At 71.2% G+C, this 17317-nt stretch carries 16 protein-coding genes; 14 read left to right on the top strand and 2 right to left on the bottom strand.

The annotated features are described in order from the left end of the window. The first annotated feature begins 347 nt into the window (after nt 1-347). The 6 genes from ACLJQF_RS40995 to folK all read left to right on the top strand — a co-directional run bounded on the left by ACLJQF_RS40995 (nt 348) and on the right by folK (nt 6035). Nucleotides 348-1175 carry an ESX secretion-associated protein EspG gene (locus ACLJQF_RS40995; RefSeq protein WP_410615684.1) on the top strand — a complete coding sequence of 276 codons (828 nt, stop codon included), beginning with the start codon at nt 348-350 and terminating at the stop codon, nt 1173-1175. Between the two features lie 201 nt (nt 1176-1376). After that, nucleotides 1377-3779 carry an ATP-dependent zinc metalloprotease FtsH gene (gene ftsH, locus ACLJQF_RS40990; RefSeq protein WP_410615683.1) on the top strand — a complete coding sequence of 801 codons (2403 nt, stop codon included), beginning with the start codon at nt 1377-1379 and terminating at the stop codon, nt 3777-3779. Further along, nucleotides 3757-4362, top strand: coding sequence for a GTP cyclohydrolase I FolE (gene folE / locus ACLJQF_RS40985; protein WP_410615691.1), 606 nt, complete (start codon nt 3757-3759; stop codon nt 4360-4362). The genes ftsH and folE overlap by 23 nt, the downstream gene beginning before the upstream one ends. Before the next feature lie 35 nt (nt 4363-4397). Further along, complete coding sequence (gene folP / locus ACLJQF_RS40980) at nt 4398-5195, top strand: dihydropteroate synthase (protein WP_410615690.1); 798 nt, start codon at nt 4398-4400, stop codon at nt 5193-5195. Next, nucleotides 5188-5547 (top strand): dihydroneopterin aldolase, encoded by a 360-nt coding sequence (gene folB / locus ACLJQF_RS40975; protein WP_410615682.1) that lies wholly within the window; start codon nt 5188-5190, stop codon nt 5545-5547. The genes folP and folB overlap by 8 nt, the downstream gene beginning before the upstream one ends. Then, a complete protein-coding gene (gene folK / locus ACLJQF_RS40970) occupies nt 5544-6035 on the top strand; it encodes a 2-amino-4-hydroxy-6-hydroxymethyldihydropteridine diphosphokinase (protein WP_410615681.1) in 492 nt (163 codons plus the stop codon). Before folB ends, folK begins: the two co-directional genes overlap by 4 nt. Before the next feature lie 101 nt (nt 6036-6136). On the opposite strand, the gene ACLJQF_RS40965 is transcribed toward folK, so the two are convergent. After that, on the bottom strand, nt 6137-7072 hold the full coding sequence (locus tag ACLJQF_RS40965) for a MerR family transcriptional regulator (RefSeq protein WP_410615680.1): 936 nt from the start codon (nt 7070-7072) through the stop codon (nt 6137-6139). Nucleotides 7073-7191: 119 nt separating this feature from the next. Here ACLJQF_RS40965 and ACLJQF_RS40960 point away from each other — a divergent pair, with 119 nt between their 5' ends. The 7 genes from ACLJQF_RS40960 to ACLJQF_RS40930 all read left to right on the top strand — a co-directional run bounded on the left by ACLJQF_RS40960 (nt 7192) and on the right by ACLJQF_RS40930 (nt 14878). Beyond that, a complete protein-coding gene (locus tag ACLJQF_RS40960) occupies nt 7192-7653 on the top strand; it encodes a DUF3180 domain-containing protein (protein ID WP_410615679.1) in 462 nt (153 codons plus the stop codon). Between the two features lie 68 nt (nt 7654-7721). Next, nucleotides 7722-10142, top strand: coding sequence for a DUF6779 domain-containing protein (locus ACLJQF_RS40955; RefSeq protein WP_410615678.1), 2421 nt, complete (start codon nt 7722-7724; stop codon nt 10140-10142). 287 nt (nt 10143-10429) lie between these two features. Then, on the top strand, nt 10430-11533 hold the full coding sequence (locus ACLJQF_RS40950) for a PrsW family intramembrane metalloprotease (protein ID WP_410615689.1): 1104 nt from the start codon (nt 10430-10432) through the stop codon (nt 11531-11533). Between the two features lie 191 nt (nt 11534-11724). Beyond that, complete coding sequence (locus ACLJQF_RS40945; RefSeq protein WP_410615688.1) at nt 11725-12684, top strand: Rossmann-like and DUF2520 domain-containing protein; 960 nt, start codon at nt 11725-11727, stop codon at nt 12682-12684. Next, nucleotides 12681-13592: a pantoate--beta-alanine ligase gene (gene panC, locus ACLJQF_RS40940; protein WP_410615677.1), complete on the top strand. Its 912-nt coding sequence runs from the start codon at nt 12681-12683 to the stop codon at nt 13590-13592. The genes ACLJQF_RS40945 and panC overlap by 4 nt, the downstream gene beginning before the upstream one ends. Nucleotides 13593-13601: 9 nt before the next feature. Beyond that, complete coding sequence (panD, locus tag ACLJQF_RS40935) at nt 13602-14099, top strand: aspartate 1-decarboxylase (protein WP_013230457.1); 498 nt, start codon at nt 13602-13604, stop codon at nt 14097-14099. 5 nt (nt 14100-14104) lie between these two features. Beyond that, entirely contained in the window at nt 14105-14878 is a 774-nt protein-coding gene (locus tag ACLJQF_RS40930) for a type III pantothenate kinase (RefSeq protein WP_410615676.1), read from the top strand. 6 nt (nt 14879-14884) lie between these two features. Here the strand turns inward: ACLJQF_RS40930 and ACLJQF_RS40925 are convergent, their stop codons facing one another. After that, entirely contained in the window at nt 14885-15637 is a 753-nt protein-coding gene (locus ACLJQF_RS40925) for a class I SAM-dependent methyltransferase (RefSeq protein WP_410615675.1), read from the bottom strand. Nucleotides 15638-15713: 76 nt separating this feature from the next. On the opposite strand from ACLJQF_RS40925, the gene lysS reads away from it, so the two are divergent. Beyond that, a complete protein-coding gene (lysS, locus tag ACLJQF_RS40920) occupies nt 15714-17225 on the top strand; it encodes a lysine--tRNA ligase (RefSeq protein ID WP_410615674.1) in 1512 nt (503 codons plus the stop codon). Nucleotides 17226-17317: the final 92 nt, after the last annotated feature.

Raw genomic sequence — 17317 nt, 5'->3', positions numbered from 1 at the left:
ACTCGCCCGCCGCAACGGCCAACACGCCGGAGAACCCGGGCGAGTTGGCCGCTCCGGGTGTCGAGTTGGCTGTTGCGGGCGGTGAGTTGGCTGTTGTGGGCGATCCGCTCGCCACCGGAGCGGCCTCGGCGCACCCGCTCGAATTCGCCAACAGCACCGTCCGAGGTCCCGAATGAGTCATTCGCGACCTTGCCCGGGCGTCTCCGCGCGGCCGAAGGTGTCCCGCACGCCTGTCGGTCCAAGCTCTGGGAAGATCGGTCTCCGGACGTGCCCAGCTCGCCACCGGAACGGTCCGGTTTTGTCGGGGGTGCGGGCTACGCTGAGCAAGAGTCCGATCCGGGAGAGTGATGATGCAAGAGTTCTTCTCGCCACTGGCGTTCGACTTCCTCTGGGAGTCGGCGCGGCTCGGGGAGCTGCCGTACCCGCTGATCGTCCGGTCGCACGGCGCGACCGAGAACGAGCGCGTGTCGCTGCGTCACCGCGTCGACGTCGAGCTGAAGGCGCGCGGCATCCGCGAACCACGCGGCAGGCTCGCGCCGCCGATCGAGGACGCCCTGCACCTGCTGGCCTTCGCCCCGCTGACCATCGACGCGCTGCACATCCCGCAGTTCGAAGCCCCGACGGTCGGCGTCCTCGCGGGGGCCGACGAGACCAACGGCGTGCTCGCGGTCCAGGACGCCGACGGGATCTGGCTGCGGGACGTCCCGCCGGACGGCCTGGTCTCCGCCGTCGTCGGGGTGCTGCCCGCCGGGCCACGCGGCAGCGAGGCATCGGTCACACTCCCGCTGGACGACGCCCTGCGCACCCCGCCGATCCGGGTGCCGGTGCCGCTGTCGTCGTCGCCGGGTGATGAAGAAGACAGCCGTCGGGGAAGGGCGCGCCGGACCCCGCTGAGCGAACGTGTCACGGCCGACCCGCGCGAGGCCTACGGCCGCATCACCGGGCAGCCCCGGCTGCGCGGCGGTCAGCTGGCAGCGAACAGCCGTTCGCAGGTCGGAGTCAAGCAACGGTCCCGCGTGCTGGCCTGGTTCGACACCGCGACCGGGCGCTACCTGAGCCTCTCCCGTGCAGGTACGGACGGGCGCGAGTGGGTCACCGTGGCCCCCGCCGACCCGGCGACGCTGCGTACCCGGCTGGGCGAGATGGTGAGCAATGTGTCGGACGGCACGCGATAGCGTTAACGGCGAGGACACCGGCCGGGAACCCCGGCGCGGTATCGCCCGTTGACCTGCGAGAGGCTCACAGGGGATGAACGCGGCAGCGGACGGTACCCTGATGAGCAGGTGTCCAGGCACCATCGGTTGTCAAGATCGTGATGGCGGGTATCACAGGAGCCGCCCAACCAGGGAGGGTCGAGGCCACCAGGGCCGAGTCGTATGAACCGGAAGAGCGTGCTCAGGAACCCACTGCTGTGGATCGTCGCGGGGTTGCTGGCGTTGTTCGCGTACAACACGATCTTCGACAGTGATCGTGGGTACACCCAAGCACCCATCTCGGTGGCGAACTCCCAGATCACCTCGAACAACGTCAAGGAAGCCAGCCTCGAGGACAAGGAACAGCAGCTCAAGCTGCTGCTCTCCAAGCCCATCGACGTCGACGGCCAGCAGGTCACCCAGATCATTTCGCAGTACCCGGCGGACGCCACCCGCCCGATCTACGACTCGTTGATCGCGGCGAAGGCAGGCGCCCAGCCGATCAAGTTCACCACCAAGGTGACCCAACAGGGCGTGCTGACGCAGATCCTCATCTTCGCCATCCCGCTCGCCCTCGTGCTGGGCCTGCTGATGTGGATGATGAACAACGCGCAGGGCGGCGGCAACCGCGTCCTCAACTTCGGCAAGTCCAAGGCCAAGCAGCTGAACAAGGACATGCCCAAGACGACCTTCGGGGACGTCGCGGGTGCCGACGAGGCCGTCGAAGAGCTGTACGAGATCAAGGACTTCCTGCAGAACCCGGCGCGCTACCAGGCGCTCGGCGCGAAGATCCCGAAGGGCGTGCTGCTCTACGGGCCGCCGGGTACCGGCAAGACGCTGCTTGCGCGAGCCGTCGCCGGCGAGGCGGGTGTGCCGTTCTACACGATCTCCGGCTCGGACTTCGTCGAGATGTTCGTCGGTGTCGGTGCGTCGCGAGTGCGTGACCTGTTCGAACAGGCCAAGCAGAACGCGCCGTGCATCATCTTCGTCGACGAGATCGACGCGGTCGGCCGCCAGCGCGGCGCCGGCCTCGGCGGCGGCCACGACGAGCGCGAGCAGACGCTGAACCAGCTGCTCGTCGAGATGGACGGCTTCGACGCCCGCGGCGGCATCATCCTGATCGCGGCCACCAACCGGCCCGACATCCTCGACCCGGCGCTGCTGCGCCCGGGCCGGTTCGACCGGCAGATCCCGGTCTCCGCGCCCGACCTGCGCGGCCGCAAGGCGATCCTCGAGGTGCACGCCAAGGGCAAGCCGATCGCCCAGGGCACGGACCTGACCAGCCTGGCCAAGCGGACCGTCGGCATGTCCGGCGCCGACCTGGCCAACGTGCTGAACGAGGCCGCGCTGCTCACCGCCCGCAAGAACGGGCACGTGATCGGCGACGTCGAGCTGGAGGAGTCGGTCGACCGCGTCGTCGGCGGCCCCGCCCGCAAGAGCCGGATCATCTCCGAGAAGGAGAAGAAGATCACGGCCTACCACGAGGGCGGGCACGCGCTCGCCGCATGGGCGATGCCGGACATCGAACCGGTCTACAAGCTGACGATCCTGCCGCGCGGTCGCACGGGCGGGCACGCGTTGCTCGTCCCCGAGGACGACAAGGACCTGATGACCCGCTCCGAGATGATCGGGCGGCTGGTCTTCGCGATGGGTGGCCGTACCGCGGAGGAGCTCGTCTTCCACGAGCCCACCACCGGAGCGTCGTCCGACATCGAGCAGGCGACGAAGATCGCCCGCGCGATGGTCACCGAGTACGGCATGAGCGCCCGGCTCGGCGCGGTCAAGTACGGCCAGGAGCAGGGCGACCCGTTCCTCGGCCGCTCGGCCGGGCGGCAGGCGGACTACTCGCTGGAAGTGGCGCACGAGATCGACGAGGAGGTGCGCAAGCTCATCGAGACGGCGCACACCGAGGCGTGGCACGTGCTCAACACCTACCGCGACGTGCTCGACGAGCTGGTCATCGAGCTCCTCGAGAAGGAGACGCTGACCCGCAAGGACCTGGAGCGGATCTTCGCGACGGTCGAGAAGCGCCCGCACATCACCGTGTTCAACGAGTTCGGTGAGCGGACGCCGTCGGACAAGCCGCCGATCAAGACCCCGGGCGAGCTGGCGATGGAGCGCGGCGAGCCGTGGCCGCCGCCGGAGAAGGAGAAGCCGGTCCTGAAGCCGGAGCCGACCCCGGTCGGCACCGCCCAGGGCGCGGGCGACCTGCCGGGCGGTCCGCCGTACCCGTCGCCGTCGCCGGTCGACCCCAACGCGAACCCGTACGCCCCGCCGCAGCCGGGCGCCTACCCGAACGGCGGCCGTCCCTACGGCGGCCCGAACGGTGGCGCCAACGGCACGGCGCACTGGCCGCAGGCCTACGGCGGCCAGCCGGGTGGTCCGGCCGGCCAGAGCGGTCCGCCGAACTACGGTGCCCCTCCGGGCTGGACGCCCGCGACCTCGCCGGGCGGTCAGCCGGGCCAGTCGTGGCGGCCAGGCGGTGAAGAACGCCCTCGTGAGCACGGCTGGTTCGCCGATCAGGCGGGCAACCAGCAGAACGAGGGAGAACGACGTGACGTGGATGGGCCCGAAAAGTCCCAGTGATGCCGACCGCCCGGTCTTCGACCACGACCGGGCGGAGAAGGCGATCCGCGAGCTTCTGCTGGCGTGTGGAGAGGACCCGGAGCGGGATGGTCTGAAAGACACTCCCGCCCGGGTCGCCCGCGCGTACCGCGAGATGTTCGCGGGTCTGTACATCGAGCCGGACTCGGTCCTGGACAAGACCTTCGACGAGTCCCACGAAGAGCTGGTGCTGGTCACGGACATCCCGATGTACAGCAGCTGCGAGCACCACCTGGTCCCGTTCCACGGCGTCGCGCACGTCGGGTACATCCCGAACGCCGCCGGGAAGGTCACCGGGCTCTCGAAGCTCGCCCGGGTCGTCGACCTCTACGCCAAACGCCCCCAGGTCCAGGAGCGCCTGACGTCCCAGGTCGCCGACGCGATCGTGCGGAAGCTCGAACCTCGCGGCGTCATCGTCGTGATCGAGGCCGAGCACCTCTGCATGGCCATGCGCGGCATCCGCAAGCCCGGTGCCCGCACGACCACCTCCGCCGTGCGCGGGCAGCTGAAGACTTCGCCGTCGTCCCGGGCGGAGGCGCTCGATCTCATCAAGGCGCGCCGGTGAGCGTGGGGCTTCCCGCGCCCGGCCGGTGCGTCGTGATGGGCGTGCTGAACGTGACGCCCGATTCCTTTTCGGACGGTGGCCGGTACCTCGGGCTCGACCAGGCGCTGGAGCACGCCCGCGAGATGTGGGCGCGCGGGGCCGACCTGATCGACGTCGGGGGCGAGTCGACGCGGCCGGGAGCGTCCCGGGTGGACGCCGCCACGGAGCTGCAGCGCATCCTGCCGGTGATCGAGACGCTCGCCGCCGAAGGGGTGGCGCTGTCGGTCGACACCACGCGGGCCACCGTCGCCGCCGCGGCGCTCGAAGCCGGCGCGCACATCGTCAATGACGTCTCCGGCGGCCTGGCCGATCCGGACATGGCGCGCGTCGCGGCCGAGGCCGGCGTGCCGTGGGTGCTGATGCACTGGCGCGGGCACAGCAAGGACATGCAGGCGCTCGCCGAGTACGAGGACGTCGTGGCCGACGTGCGCGCCGAGCTGCTGTCCAGAGTGGACGCCGCGCTCGCGGCCGGCGTGGCCGAGCACGCCATCGTGCTGGACCCCGGGCTCGGGTTCGCGAAGAACGCGGAGCACGACTGGGCGCTGCTGCGCGGGCTGGGCTCGTTGCTCTCGCTCGGTTTCCCGGTGCTCGTAGGCGCCTCTCGCAAGAGGTTCCTCGGTCGTCTGCTGTCCGAAAAGGACGGGACGCCGCGGCCGCCGGACGGCCGGGAGGACGCCACCGCCGCGGTCTCCGCGCTCGCCGCGGCGGCCGGTGCGTGGGGCGTGCGGGTGCACGAGGTCGGGGCTTCGCTGGACGCGGTCGCGGTGGCCGCCGCTTGGAGGACGGATGGCTGACCGGATCACCCTGACCGGCCTGCGCGTGTTCGGGCGCCACGGCGTGTTCGAGCACGAGAAGCGGGACGGCCAGGAGTTCGTCGTCGACGTCACGGCGTGGCTGGACCTCGGGCCGGCCGCCGCGTCGGACGACCTGACCAAGACCCTGCACTACGGCGAGCTGGCCGAGCTGGCGGCCGGGATCGTCGCGGGCGAGCCGTACGACCTCATCGAAAGCGTCGCGGGCAAGATCGCCGACGAGGTGCTGCGCGACGAGCGCCTGACCGCGGTCGAGGTGACGGTGCACAAGCCGTCGGCGCCGATCCCGCTGACGTTCGACGACGTGGCCGTCACGGTCCGGCGCGACCGGTGAGCCGCGCGGTCCTCTCGCTCGGCTCCAACCTGGGCGACCGGCTGGGGTTCCTCCAGTCGGCCCTCGACGCCGTCCGGCCGGCGCTGGTCGCGGTGTCGGGCGTGTACGAGACGAAAGCGTGGGGCGTCGAGGACCAGCCGGACTTCCTCAACGCGGTCTGCGTGGTCGACGACCCGGCGCGCGACCACTGGGCGTGGCTGCGCACCGGTCAGGCCGCCGAGCAGACGGCGGGCCGCGTCCGGGAGCTGCGGTGGGGTCCGCGAACGCTGGACGTCGACGTGGTCACGGTGGACGGCGTGACGTCGGCGGACCCGGAACTGCTGCTCCCGCACCCGGGTACCCCGGACCGCGCGAGCGTCCTGGTGCCCTGGGTGGAGATCGACCCGGACGCGGTCCTGCCGGGCCACGGCCCGATCGCGGAGCTGCTGAAGGCCCGCCCGGCGGACGAGCTGGCCACGGTCCGCCGGACGGATCTCGAGCTGCGCTGACGGCCGCGGATTCGACGGCCGGAAAGGTGACTCATCGGTGAACCGGGGGTGGCCGTTACGGGTCACCGCCGGTCCGTCGCCGAGCTGTCGTCTCCGTGCGGTCAGCCGCGCAGGGCGTCGATCATGAAGCGGACCGCCGGCTGGGCCGTCGGGACCGGGGGCCAGCCGTTGATCGTCGCCAGCAGCTGCCAGTAGCGCTCGGCCCGCGGGTCGCCGCTCGTCGCGAACCGGTCGGCCAGCTCCGCGCGGAACTCCGGGGCCGCCGGGTCCTGGTCGTGGCGCGCCGAGGCTGCCGCGAGGTCGGCCGCAAGCGTTTGCCCCGTCTCCGACGTGGGCGATTCACCCGGTGCCACCGCCGCTTCCGCGCGGGATACCCAGACCGGCCAGTTCTCCTGCCAGGCCCCAGCCGGTTGCTGGAACTCGCCGTCCTCGATCTGCTTCGCCTGGGTTTCGCTCATCCGGCGGATCAAGGCCCGGAACTGCGGGTCCTGGACCAGCTCGGCGAACTCGATCCAGGCCTCGAGCTGCTCGGGCGTCGGGTCGTCGGGCAGCTCCGGCTTCCCGGCGCGCATCCGGCGGTAGAACTCCTGCTCGATGTCGAGCCCGGCGACCATTTCGTCCCAGAACTCGTCGACCAGCCGCTTGCGCTCCTCGTCGGACATCGACGCGAGACGGTTCATCAGGTTCACTTCCTCCAGTTCGGAATTGCGCTTGGCCACCGCGCGCAGCACCGCCCGGCGCAGCCGCAGCCGCCGGATCTGCTCGTCGAGCGCGTCGACGTGCCGGACCGCCAGCTCGCCGACCGTCGTCGACTGGCTCAGTGCGGCGGAGACGTCGGCGAGGCCGAGACCCAGCTCCCGCAGCGTGCGGACCAGCTCCAGGCGGGCCATCGCGGCGGCGTCGTAGAGCCGGTAGCCGGCGTCCGTCCGCTCGGTCGGCGGCAGGAGGCCTTCGTCCGAGTAGAAGCGGATCGTCTTGACCGGCAGGCCGGTCCGCCGGGACAGCTCGCCGATGGTGAAGGTTGCGGTGGTGCCCACAAGACGCATGATGAACTCTCCAGTCGGTGGAGAGTCAACCGTACTTCGGGGGGTCCGGGTGGCGGAGCCCCCGGCTCGGGGCGAAGCCCCGGAACGTTACTGCACGGTACGGTCGAGGCATGCACTTCACCCGGCCCCGCGACCTGCTGATCGCCGGGCTGCTCGGCCTGGGCCTCGGCTACCTGCTCTTCCAGACCGCCTACGGCTCGCTGCCGCAGCTGCCGCTCCTCGCCGGCGTCACGTTCGCCGTGCTGGCCGTGATCGAGGTCGTGCTCGCCTTCTCGATCCGGTCGCGCATCAAGAACGGCCGGGTCGTCGGCGCGATCGGGGTAGCCCGATCGGTGGCCCTCGCCAAGGCTTCGTCACTCGCTGGCGCGTTCATGGCGGGCGCCTGGCTCGCGGCGCTCGCCTATGTTTTACCCAGACGTGACGAACTCGTCGCCGCGGTCCTCGACACGCGCGCCGCGGCGGTCGGCGTCGTGTCCGCCGCAGCCCTGGTAGCTGCGGCTTTGTGGCTCGAACACTGCTGCCGGACCCCGCAGGACCACGATCGCGAGCGCACCCGCGGGACGACCGGTTAGCGCTGGAATCCCACCGCTCGCTGGCCGAGTAGGTCTCGTTCGGATTACGAGCAGGTACGGTGTCAGTCATGACCGGCGTGGGTGACGACTCGCGCGGCCGCCTACTGGGCAGGCCGTGGCTCGTTGTCGGCTTTGTCCTCGCCATCGGAGCCACCCTCGCACTGGTGCTCAGCGACGACCTCCGGTATCTCCGGCTCGGGATCGTCGCCGCCCTCTGGGCTGCCCTGATCGGCGCTTTCCTCGCCGTGAAGTACCGCAAGAGCGCGGCACAGAGCGAGGACGCGGTCGCCGAGGCGCAGGCTGTGTACGAACTGGAGCTGGAACGCGAGATCGCGGCCCGGCGCGAGTACGAGCTGGAGATGGAGGCGGAGAACCGCACCGCCGCCGACTCCAAGGGCCGCGAGGAGCTGGAGGCGCTGCGCGCCGAGGTGTCCGCGCTGCGCGACAGCCTCCAGTCGCTGTTCGGTGGCGAGGTGCTGCTCGAACGCGTCGCGCTGACCGCGCAGGCGACCCGGATGCGCAAGCTGTCCGACGAGAACCGGATGATTCCCGACAGCGCGCCGAAGAAGAAGCCCGCGCAGCTGATGGCCGGGAGGAAGCCGGTGGTCGAGGGCGGCGAGCGGCCGACCGAGCTGATCGACCGCGTCCTCGACGAGCGCCGCCGCAAGGCCTCGAACGGCAAGCCCGCGAACGGCAAGGGTCTCGGCAAGGGCAACAAGGGCTTCGGCGGCAAGCCGGTCCCGAAGGCGCCGGCGAACGTCTCCGTGCAGAGCACCCAGCAGATCGCCCGGCCGAAGCCGCTGAGCGACCGCCGTCCGCCGGTGCCGCCGGTCGACCCGGCGCTGAACGCCGCGCAGCGTGAGCTGAAGGCCGCCGAGCTGCGGGCCGAGGCGGCGCGCCGCCAGGCCGAGTCCCAGCCGATGCGGCTGCCGAAGCCGGACGAAGTCGCGAAGCAGCCCGAGCGCCGTCCGGAGGCTGCCGCCGAGCCGACGCGCCGGGACGTGCCGCGCCCCGCCGACCCCAAGACCGAGATCCGGCGTCCGCCGGAGCCGAAGCCCGAGATCCGCCGCCCGCCGGAGCCGCAGACGGAGATCCGCCGTCCCGAGCCGCCGCCCGCGCGCCGGGCCGAGATGTCGCGGTCCGACATCCGGCCGGTCGAGGTGTCGCGGTCCGACATCCCGCGCGTCGAGATGTCGCGTCCGGACATCCCGCGCGTCGAGGCACCGCGGCCGCGGCCCGAGGCACCGCGGCCGAACGCCCCGCGGGCCGAAGCGTCGCGTTCGGACATGCCGCGCGTCGAGATGCCGCGTCCCGAAATCCCGCGGGTGGATATGTCGCGGTCGGACATTCGTCCGGTCGAGGTGTCGCGTCCGGACATTCCGCGGGTGGATATGTCGCGGTCGGACATTCGTCCGGTCGAGGTGTCGCGTCCGGACATTCCGCGGGTGGATATGTCGCGGTCGGACATTCGTCCGGTCGAGATGTCGCGCCCCGACATCCCGCGCGTCGAAATGTCCCGTTCGGACCTCCCGCGCGTCGGCGGCCAGCCGAACGGCGCGCGTCCCGACCCCCGCAAGGCGCCCGAGCCGCCGCGGCCGGTGCCGGGCCGTCCGGCGGCCAGCGTGCCGCCGCCGAAGCCGTCCGAGATGTCGCGTTCGGACATCCGGCCGGTCAAGGACCTGAGCGCGGCCTTCCAGAACCGCGACGACTTCGCCGAGCGCCAGCGGCCGAACCGGCCGAAGCCGCCCGAGCCGAAGCCGCCGATGCCGCGGGACGCCGCGGCGTCCCGCACGGACATCCCGCCGGTCGTCCCGCCGACGACGCCGGTGCCGAGCAACGGCCCGTCGCCGCGGCAGCCGTCGCGCACGGACCTGCCCCCGGTGGTGCCGCCGACCACGCCGGTCCCGGCCGCCGACGGCCGTCGCCCGTCGCGGCTGGAGCAGTTCTCGCGGGCCGACATGTCGCCGATCCTGGAGGAGCCGCCGTCCCGTCACGGTGGTTCGCACCGGGCGCCGGCGGCGGAGGCCGCCAAGGCCGAGGCACCGACACCGAACCCGACGTTGCCGGAGTCGGTCCGCAACTTCCAGGGCCGTTCCGGAGGCCGCCGCCGCAAGCCGGAGGAATCGCAGCAGATGCCGGCGGTGCCCCCGGCACCGGAGCCCCCGGGCGGAGGCCGCCGCCGCCGTCCGGACGGTGAGCCTCCGGCCTGGGAGGGCATGGTCGCGGAGCGGGCCTCGATGTCCCGCCGCGGCATGGCCCCGGTCGACCCGGCGGATGTCGAGCAGCAGCAGAACGGCAACGGCCACAACGGCAACGGCAACGGCCACAATGGCAACAGCCACAACGGAGCCCGCAACGGCCACCGGGCGGCCCCGGAGCCGGCCCCGGGCAGCGGATCGCATGCGGCAGGCCGTTCGGTCAGCGAGCTCCTGGCGGCCAACGGCGGCACGGGCTCGACGCCCCGCCGTCGCCGCCGCGCGGAGGACTGAAGCCCCACGCACTCGAGGCAAGCGCCCCAAGGCGGCCTCGGGTGCGCGGGACGCACGCAGGACCACCTTGGGTGCGCGGGACGCACCCAAGGTGGCCTCGGGGGTGCGCGGGACGCACCCAAGGCCACCTCAGGTGCGTCGCGCGCGTGCTTCGGGCTCGGCCGGGGCGCGAGAGCCGATGCGGCATTCCGGTCCTCCGGACCTCTTGCGTAGGGTGACCCGCTGTGAGCGGAACCCTCTCGCCCGCGACGGGACTTGATCGCGGACGGCGGCCTCGCCGGGTCACCGTGCTGCTGCCGGTGCTCGGGCTGATCGTGGTGGCCCTGTGCGGCCTGTTCCTGTTCGGGCTCGCCACCGCGCGGGTGGGCCCGCTCGCCGTCACCATCGGTGTCCTGGCCGCGCTCGTGCCCGTGGCCGGCGTTGTCGCCGGGTTCCTCTGGGTCGACCGCTGGGAGCCCGAGCCCGCCAAGTTCCTCCTGCTTGCCTTCGCCTGGGGCGCCTGCATCGCGACCATCACCGCGCTGCTCATCAACACCACCGCCGAGGCCGTCGGGGACGAGCTGCTCGGTCAGGGCAGCGGCAACACCGTCGCCGCGCTCATCTCCGCCCCCGTGGTCGAGGAGGCCGCGAAGGCCCTCTTCGTGGTGCTGATCCTCTGGCGACGTTCGAGCGAGTTCGACGGCGTCGTGGACGGGGTCGTCTACGCCGGGTTCAGCGCCGCCGGGTTCGCCTTCACCGAGAACATCTACTACTTCGGGCGGGCGTTCGCGGACTACGGCTTCGGTGACGGGCACAGTCAAGGCGTCATCACGGCGTTCTTCCTCCGTGGCGTGCTCGCGCCCTTCACGCACCCGCTGTTCGCCGTGCTCACCGGCATCGGGATCGGCATCGCCGCGCGGACGACCACCAGGGCGCTCAAGTTCGTCGCGCCGATCGCGGGGTACCTCGCCGCCGTCTGCCTGCACGCGTTGTGGAACAGCGCCGCGCTGCTCGGCGGGTCGAAGTTCCTCACCGTCTACTTCCTGATCATGCTGCCGCTGTTCCTCGGTGTGGTCTACCTGGTCGTCCTGCAGCGGAAGCGGGAGCAGCGGATCATCGCCGCCGCCCTGCCGCACATGGCGGCGGCGCGGTGGATCGCGCCCTCGGAGGTCGAGCTGCTGGCCAGCCTGCCTGGGCGCCGTGCCTGGCGCCGCCAGGCGAAACGCCAGTCCGGAAAACGCGCTGCCCGCGCCGTCGCGGTGTACCAGGCGAGCGTCACGGAGCTGGCGTTCCTGGACCGGCACGAGCTCCACAGCGACACCGACCGGCAGCGCCAGCAGGAGCTGCTGCGCACGTTGAAGGCCGCCCGTGCGGAGGCGACGCGCCTCGCCGACGAGGCCGTCCGCGGGTGACCCGGTCCGGGTGAAGCTGGTCACCCGGGCTCAACGACGCCTGCTTGCCCGAGTGACCAATCCGGCCAAAAGTAGGCCGACCTCACGCGGGACGTTACCTTTGCCACACAGCCGGACGGCCGTGACTGTGGTCGGATTGGTCACCGAACGGCACAGTAGTCTCGCGCCGTCGTCCGGTACCCGGAAAGGGACTGGAACGAGAGCAGAGGGAGTCTGCCAACCATGAGCGTCCACAGGCGCACGCCATGATGAGGCCCGCCCGCCTCGCGGTCGGCGTCGTTTCCGCCGGCCGGGTGGGCAGCGTGCTCGGCGCCGCGCTGGCCCGGGCGGGGCACACGGTGGTCGCCGCGTCCGGTCTGTCCGCTTCGTCGCTGGCCCGTGCCGAACGCCTCCTCCCCGACGTGCCCCTCCTGCCGCCCGACGAAACCGTCCGCCGCGCGGACCTCGTGCTGCTCGCCCTGCCCGACGACGCGCTCGCCGGGATGGTCCGCGGGCTCGTCGCCACCGAGTCGCTGCGGCCCGGGCAGATCGTCGTGCACACCTCCGGCGCGCACGGCATCGACGTCCTGGCGCCCGCGGCCGAGGCCGGCGCCCTGCCGCTCGCCCTGCACCCGGTGATGACGTTCACCGGCCGCGAGGAGGACCTCGAACGGCTGGCGGCGTGCAGCATCGGCGTCACGGCGGCCGAGGACGACGAGGCGGCGTGGCACGTCGGCGAAGCGCTGGCCGTCGAGATGGGTGCCGAACCGGTGCGGATCCCCGACTCCGCGCGAGCGCTCTACCACGCTGCGTTGGCCCACGGTGCGAACCACCTGATGACGCTGGTCGCGGACTGCGCGGACCTGTTGCGCCAGGCCGGAATCGGGCAATCCGAACGCCTGGTCGCACCACTGCTCTCGGCGGCATTGGATAATGTGCTGCGACACGGCGACCGCGCCCTCACCGGCCCGGTCGCGCGTGGCGACGCCGGCACTCTCCGCAAGCACCTCGAGGTGCTGGCGGACCGGGCGCCGGACGTGGCGCCGGCCTACCGAGCGCTGGCCAAGCGCACGGTGGCGCGTTCGTCGGCTGCCGGGCTGCTGGACACCGCGGCCGCCAAAGACCTCACCGAACTCCTCGACGATCCCGCCGAAGGGCACCAAGACCAGTGACCACACCGAAATTCAGCCGCGGCACCCTGAACACGTTCACCTCGCCCGAGCAGGCGAGCCAGGTCAGCCGGGCGCTGCACGGCGTCGGCCGCAAGCTGGCGCTCGTGCCGACCATGGGCGCGCTGCACGCCGGGCACCGCGAGCTGATCCGCCGCGCGAAGCGGCTGCCGAACAACGTCGTGGCCACCTCGATCTTCGTCAACCCGCTGCAGTTCGGCGCGGGCGAGGACTTCGAGGCGTACCCACGGCCGCTGGAGAAGGACCTCGCCGTGCTGAGCGAGGACGGCGTCGAAATCGCGTTCACGCCGAGCGCCGACGCGCTCTACACCGACGGCGCCGTGGTGACCGTCCACCCGGGCCCGCTCGGGGAGGAGCTGGAGGGCGCTGTCCGGCCCGGGCACTTCGCCGGCGTCCTCACCGTCGTGGCGAAGCTGTTCAACCTGCTCCGCCCGGACTACGCCCTCTTCGGCGAAAAGGACTACCAGCAGCTGGTCCTCATCAAGCGCATGGTGCGGGACCTGAACATCGACACGCACGTCATCGGCGTGCCGACCGTACGGGAGCGGGACGGGCTCGCGTTGTCGTCGCGCAACGTCTACCTGACGCCCGAACAGCGCGAAGACGCCATCGTCCTGTCGGCCGCCCTCACCGCGGGGGCGTTCGTGGGCCGGGACGGTAAGGACGCGGTCCTCGAGACCGCGTGGAAGACCCTCGCCGCGCGGCCCGCGGTCGAGGTGGATTACCTGGAGTTGAGGGGAACCGACCTCGGGCCCGCGCCCGTCGACGGTGAGGCACGACTGTTGATCGCGGCCCGGGTGGGGAGTACCCGGCTGATCGACAACGTTCCGGTGTTGCTCGGCGCTTCGGTGGAGCACCCAGCACGTCCGGAGTGGGACGCAGGGGAATAGGAGTCCACGATGTACCGCACGATGCTCAAGTCGAAGATCCACCGCGTCACCGTGACCCAGGCCGACCTGCACTACGTCGGTTCGGTGACGGTCGACGAGGACCTGATGGAGGCCGCGGACCTGCTGCCGGGGGAACAGGTGTCCATTGTGGACGTCACCAACGGGGCGCGGCTGGAGACCTACGTCATCAAGGGGGAACGCGGCAGCGGGGTGCTCGGCATCAACGGTGCCGCGGCGCACCTGGTGCACCCGGGTGACCTGGTCATCCTCATCTCGTACGGCCAGATGGACGACGCCGAAGCGGCGACGTACCAGCCGCGGGTGGTGTTCGTCGACGCGGACAACCGGATCGTCCACCGGCACACCGACCCCGGCCACGCGCCGGAGGGCTCCGGGCTGCTGTCCGGCACGGTGACGCTGCCGCCGGACGAGGAGACGGCGATCTTCCCGGTCGCCGAGACGGCGGACGCCCGCCGCCTCGACGCGTTGCTGCACGCGGAAAGCTGACCCGCTTGCTGCTCACCGTCGACGTCGGCAACACGAACATCGTGCTGGGGCTGTGGTCCGGGCACGAGCTCGTGGGCGACTGGCGGATGCGGACGGACGCCCGCATCACGGCCGACGAGCTGGCGTTGACGGTGCGCGGGCTGCTCGGCCCGCACGCGGACGCGGTGTCCGGGATCAGCGCGTTGTCGACGGTGCCGGCGGTGCTGCGCGAGCTGCGGGTGATGCTCGGCCGGTACTACGCCCGGGTCCCGAAGATCGTGGTCGAACCGGGCGTGCGCACCGGCGTGGCGCTGCTGGTGGACAACCCGAAGGAGGTGGGCGCGGACCGGCTGGTGAACACGCTGGCCGCGCACCACCTCCACAGCACGGCGTGCGTGGTGGTCGACTTCGGCACGTCGACCAACGTGGACGCGATCTCGGCCCGCGGCGAGTTCCTGGGCGGGGCGTTCGCGCCGGGGATCGAGATTTCGGTGGACGCGCTGGCGTTGCGCGCGGCGGCGCTGCGGAAGGTCGAGCTGGTTCCGCCGCGGTCGGTGATCGGCAAGAACACGGTGGAGTGCCTGCAATCCGGGATCCTTTACGGCTTCGCGGGCCAGGTGGACGGCCTGGTGCGCCGGATCGTGCGCGAGCTGGCCCCGGGCGGGGAGAAGGTGGCGGTGCTGGCGACGGGCGGCTTGGCGCCGCTGGTGCTGGACGAGTCGGAGACGATCACCGACCACGTGCCGGAGCTGACGCTGCTCGGGCTGCGGCTGGCCTACGAGCGCAACATCCGGCCCTGAACGTCCTCACCGCCGCCGTGCGCGCAACACCGTGGTGACCAGCGGCAGGTCGAATTCGCCGTCCGCCGTGGCCGGGTTCTCCGTGAGGAACCGCCGGAGCCGGCCCAGCAGCGCCGCGGACTCCTCCGGAGCCGACACGATCACCATCGAATACGTCGCGATCGTTTCCACCAGGCTCTCCGCCGTACGCCGTTGCGCATGGCGAAACCGGTCGCTTTCGAATGACTCGAATGCCGGGTGCGTGACCTCGCGCATGTTTTCGACGCTCGCCGGGCGGCGGGCGCCGTCGCGGCCCAGGGTGGTGAACTCGGCGACCCACGGCACCGATTCGTCTTCGTAGTTCCACATCGGCACCAGCACGCCGCCCGGGCGCAGCACGCGGCCGATCTCCGTCATCGCCGCCGGGACGTCGAACCAATGGAACGCCTGGCCGACGAAAACCGCGTCGACGGCCGCGTCGGGCAGCGGGATCCGTTCCGCCTGACCGGCCAGTGACGTCGCCGACGGCACCGCCCGCTCGAGTTCCGCGCGCATTTCCGGGTCGGGTTCGACGGCGGTGACGTCGAGCCCGAGCGCGGTCAGGCCGAGGGTGAGTTTGCCGGTTCCGGCGCCGAGATCGAGCACCCGGCGCGGCGTTCCGCTCGCTCCGGAAAGGCCCCACTCGATCGCTGCCCGCGGGTAATCGGGCCGGTGCTGGGCGTACTCGGCGGCGCGGCTGCCGAAGGAAGAAGCGCGCTGACCACGGGTGGGATCGCTCACGCTGTCCAGGTTAAGCGAGGAAAGCCAAAGGTAATCCGGTTGGCGTAGCGCTCGGCCGGGTTCGTACCCTATGGCCATGACCGAAAACCCCGCTTCCACCAGCGAGCCCGCCGAAGACGAACTGCCCGAGCAGATGCGGGTGCGCCGGGAGAAGCGCGACCGGATCCTCGCGGAGGGTATCGATCCTTACCCGGTCGAGGTACCTCGGACACACTCGCTCGCCGAGGTGCGCGCCGCGCATTCCGGACTGCCCGTCGACACCGCCACGGGCGAGCAGGTCGGCGTCACCGGCCGGGTGATGTTCCTGCGCAATACGGGCAAACTGTGCTTCGCGAGCCTCCGCGAGGGCGACGGCACCGAGCTGCAGGCGATGATCAGCCTGGCGAAGGTCGGCGAGGACGCGCTGGCGGCGTGGAAGAGCGACGTCGACCTCGGCGACCACGTGTTCGTGCAGGGTGAGGTCATCACGTCCAAGCGCGGCGAGCTTTCGGTGATGGCCGATGCCTGGCGCATCACGTCGAAGGCGCTGCGCCCGCTGCCGACCGCCCACAAGGAACTGGCCGAGGAAACGCGGATCCGCCAGCGCTACGTCGACCTCATCATGCGCCCGCGCGCACGGGACGTCGTGCGCACGCGGGCCGGCGTGGTCCGGTCGCTGCGGGAGTCGTTCCACCGCCGCGGGTTCACCGAGGTCGAGACCCCGATGCTGCAGACGCTGCACGGCGGCGCCGCGGCCCGCCCCTTCGTCACGCATTCCAACGCGTTCGACATGGAGCTCTTCCTGCGGATCGCGCCGGAGCTCTACCTCAAGCGCTGCGTCGTCGGCGGCATCGAGAAGGTCTTCGAGATCAACCGCAACTTCCGGAACGAGGGCAGCGACTCGTCGCACTCGCCGGAGTTCGCGATGCTCGAGTACTACGAGGCGTACGCCACATACGACACGAACGCGGTGATGACGCGGCAGCTGATCCAGGAGGCCGCGCAGGAGGTGCTGGACTCGCTGGTCGTCACGCTGCCGGACGGTTCGGAGTACGACCTCTCCGGCGAATGGACCACGCTCGGAATGTACGAGTCGCTGTCCGATTCCCTCGGCGAAGAGGTCACGCCGGAGACGCCCGCCGCCAAACTGCTCGGATTTGCGCAGGCCAGGGGCCTGGAAGTGGACCCGAAGCTCGGACACGGGAAGCTCGTCGAGGAACTGTGGGAACACCTCGTCGGAGATCACCTGCACGCACCGACGTTTGTCCGTGATTTTCCGCTGGAGACGTCGCCATTGACGAGGCAGCACCGCTCCCGGCCCGGGGTGGCCGAGAAGTGGGACCTCTACGTGCGCGGATTCGAACTCGCCACCGGATACTCGGAGCTGGTGGATCCGGTCGTCGAACGGGAACGCCTCACCGAACAGTCGCTGCTGGCCGCGCAGGGCGATAGCGAAGCCATGCGGCTCGACGAGGATTTCCTGCGGGCCCTCGAGTACGGAATGCCGCCGAGCGGTGGTGTCGGAATGGGTATCGACCGGCTCCTCATGGCGCTGACCGGTCTCGGTATCCGGGAGACGATCCTCTTCCCGCTGGTGCGACCTGAATAACCCGGCCGTGTGAGGATAGCAGTGGGTTATCGCAATGAGATTTGCGCTGCCCTCCGGAAGCGGGTACTAATGTCTTAGACAAAGACTTCTGT

The sequence above is a fragment of the Amycolatopsis sp. lyj-109 genome (assembly GCF_046548995.1).
In the GTDB taxonomy this organism is placed as follows: domain Bacteria; phylum Actinomycetota; class Actinomycetes; order Mycobacteriales; family Pseudonocardiaceae; genus Amycolatopsis.
Note: the sequence above shows the minus strand (reverse complement) of the source record. Positions and strands in the feature narration are given on the sequence as shown.